This window comes from Streptomyces anatolicus (assembly GCF_019400875.1).
Taxonomy (GTDB): Bacteria; Actinomycetota; Actinomycetes; order Streptomycetales; family Streptomycetaceae; genus Streptomyces; species Streptomyces anatolicus.
The window spans coordinates 1-3,402 of the sequence record NZ_WMBF01000600.1 but is presented as its reverse complement, the minus strand read 5'-3'; the positions used below and the strand labels follow the sequence as shown (position 1 = coordinate 3,402).

The 3,402-nt window shown below is 73.1% G+C and carries 2 protein-coding genes; both read left to right on the top strand.

What is annotated here, in order from left to right; genetic code table 11:
* Position 1: 1 nt before the first annotated feature.
* A complete protein-coding gene (locus GKQ77_RS30185) occupies positions 2 to 1,390 on the top strand; it encodes a carbohydrate-binding protein (protein ID WP_219692299.1) in 1,389 nt (462 codons plus the stop codon).
* A gap of 177 nt (positions 1,391 to 1,567) precedes the next feature.
* Positions 1,568 to 3,402 (top strand): ABC transporter ATP-binding protein (locus GKQ77_RS30180; protein ID WP_219692298.1); only part of this gene is annotated, 1,835 nt, incomplete at its 3' end.

The following is a 3,402-nucleotide window of genomic DNA, read 5'->3' as shown; positions in this document are numbered from 1 at the left end:
CATGCTCCCCCTTCCCCACAGAGGCGCCGCCGCGACCCGCGCCGCGCTCATCGCGGCCGGTGCGCTGGTGCTCGCCGCGCTGCCCGGCAGCGCCTTCGCGCAGGCCGATCCCGCAGCCTCCCCCGTCCGCTCCCCCGCCGAGAGCGCCGCCGTCGGCAAGACCTCTCCCGGAGTCTTGAAGGCGATGCAGCGCGACCTCGGCCTCACGTCGGCGCAGGCCAAGGCTCGTTTGGTCAACGAGGCCGAGGCCGGCGCCGACGCGGGAGCGCTGCGCAACGCGCTCGGCCGTGACTTCGCCGGTGCCTGGGTGCACGGCGCCACCTCCCAGAAGCTCACCGTGGCCACCACCGACGCCGCCGACGTCCCGCTCATCGAGGCGCGCGGCGCGCAGGCGCGGGTCGTGCCGTACTCGGAGTCCGAACTCGTCGCCGCCAAGAGCAAGCTGGACCGCGCCGCGAAGAAGCAGGCGACGCGTGACGCGCCCGTCTGGTACGTCGACATACGTGCCAACGCGGTCGTCGTGCGCGCGGTGAAGGCCGCCGCCGCGGACTCCCTCGTCTCCGCGGCGGGCGTCGACTCCTCCCTCGTACGCGTGGAGAAGACGCGGGAGAGGCCCCGCCCGCTCTACGACATCGTGGGCGGTGACGCGTACTACATGGGCGGCGGCCGCTGTTCCGTCGGCTTCTCCGTCACCAAGGGCGCGCAGCAGGGCTTCGCCACGGCGGGGCACTGCGGGCGCGTGGGCACGGCGACCACCGGCTACAACCGGGTGGCCCAGGGCACGTTCCAGGGGTCGATCTTCCCCGGCAGGGACATGGCCTGGGTCGCCACGAACACGCAGTGGACCGCCACCCCGTACGTGAAGGGTCCGGGCGGCCAGCGGGTCGGCGTCGGGGGCTCCACACAGTCCCCGGTGGGTGCGTCGATCTGCCGGTCAGGCTCCACGACGGGGTGGCACTGCGGCACGATCTCGCAGCACAACACGAGCGTCACCTACCCCGAGGGCACCATCAGCGGCGTGACCAGGACGACGGTCTGCGCGGAGCCCGGTGACTCGGGCGGCTCCTACATCTCCGGGAGCCAGGCGCAGGGCGTCACCTCGGGCGGTTCGGGCAACTGCCGCAGCGGCGGTACGACGTTCCACCAGCCGATCAATCCGCTGCTCCAGCAGTTCGGTCTGACGCTGCGGACCACGGGTGGCGGTGACCCCGGCCCCGGCGACCCCGGACCCGGCGACCCCGAGCCCGGCGGCACATGGGCCGCGGGCAAGGTGTACGCGGCGGGTGACTCGGTCACGTACGGCGGCTCGACCTACCGGTGCCTGCAGCCGCATCAGGCGCAGACCGGGTGGGAGCCGCCCAGTACGCCCGCCCTGTGGGAAGCCGTCTAGGACGAACACCGGCCGGTCGACGTGCCCCTGGTGACGGGCGCGAGCATCCCCGCCCCACGGGTGCTCGGCGGTCCGTCGCCGGGGGCGCGCACGCGTGAGACCTACGACCACCGGAGTACCGCGTGCGGGCCAAAACTCGGTGGGCGCCGTCAGTAGTCATCCGTAGGCTCGCTCCTGATGCCGAAATCAGCTGCGCCCGCCGAGGCACCCGTAGACGGCCCCACCGGGGAACGGTCCACCGTCCGCACACTGCTGCGGCTGTGGCCGTATGTGCGCCCGGTCCGAACTCGCCTGATCACCGCGGCGATCGTCGCGATCGTCGCCTCCTGTACGGGGCTGGTCTTCCCCCTCGTACTGAAGTGGATGGTGGACGGCCCGGTGGCCGACGGGGACGGGGCCGGAGTCTGGCTCGGGGCGTTCGCGCTGCTGGCGCTCGGTCTGGTGGAGGCGCTGCTCTTCGGGCTGCGGCGGTGGCTCGTCGCCCGGCCGCTGGCGGGCGTGGAGGCGGCGATGCGGGCGGATCTCTTCCGCCATCTCCAGCGGCTTCCGGTGGCCTTCCACGACCGGTGGGCGTCGGGGCAGTTGCTCTCGCGCGGCACGACGGATCTGATGCTGCTGCGGATGTTCCTCGCTTTTCCGCTGACGTTCCTGCTGGTCAACGGGGCGACGATCGTGGTGGGCGTGATCATCCTGCTGGGCCAGGACTTCACGCTCGGGCTTGTGCTGCTGGCGCCCGTGGCGCCGATGGTGATCGTCTGCGCGTACTACGAGGGGCGGTACACCGCCGTGGCGCGGCGGGCGCAGGACCAGGTCGGCGATCTGACGACGGTCGTCGAGGAGAGCGTGCTGGGCATCCGCATCATCAAGGGCTTTGGCCGCCATCGCAGCCAGGCGCGGGCCTTTCGCGAGCTGTCGCACACCCTGCGGGGCACGGAGCTTGCCAAGGCGCGGATCCTCGCGGCGATCTACGCGGTCATCATGGCGCTCCCGGAGGCGGCGATCGGGGCGGCGCTCGTGCTCGGCACGGTGCGGGTCGCGGACGGCGACCTGTCCACGGGGACACTGGTCGCCTTCCTGTCGACGGCGCTGGCGCTGCGGTGGCCGGTGGAGTCGATCGGTTTCCTGCTCGCGATGAGCCAGGAGTCGGCGACGGCCACGGAGCGGTACTTCGAGGTGATGGACGCGGAGCCGGAGGACCCCTCTCCCGCTCCTTCCGCGTCCCCCGCTTCTCTGGCCTCCGCCTCCGAAAGCGGTGGACTGCGCTTCCATGACCTGGAGTTCAGATATCCCGACGCGCCGCCGGACGCGCCCCCGGTGCTCAGCCGCGTCGACCTGCACATCCGGCCCGGCGAGACCATGGCCCTGGTCGGCGCGACCGGCAGCGGCAAGACGACGCTCACCGCGCTGGTGCCCCGGCTGCACGAGGTGAGCGGGGGCCGCATCACGCTGGACGGCGAGGACATCGCGGCGATGGACCGCGAGCGGCTGCGCACGCTGGTGGCCGTCGCCTTCGAGGAGCCGACGCTGTTCTCCGCGACGGTCGGCGAGAACGTCCTGATGGGCGCCGAAGCCGGTGCCGGGGAGGCCGAGTTGGCCCGCGCCCTGGACGTGGCGCAGGCCGACTTCGTCTACGGCCTCCCGCAGGGCACCGGCACGCAGGTCGGCGAGCAGGGCCTGAGTCTGTCCGGCGGCCAGCGCCAGCGGCTCGCCCTGGCCCGCGCGGTGGTGGGCCGCCCCCGCTTCCTGGTCCTGGACGACCCGCTCTCCGCGCTGGACGTCCACACGGAGGCGCTGGTGGAGGCGGCGCTGCGGCGGGTCCTCGCGGACACGACCGCGCTGATCGTCGCCCACCGCCCCTCCACGGTGCAGCTCGCCGACCGCGTCGCCCTGCTCTCCGGCGGCCGCGTCGCCGCGGTCGGCACACACCAGGAACTGCTGCGGGAGAACGCGGAGTACGCCTGGCTGATGTCGGGCGCGGAGGACCCCACCGCCCCCGCCGCCACAGCTCCCTC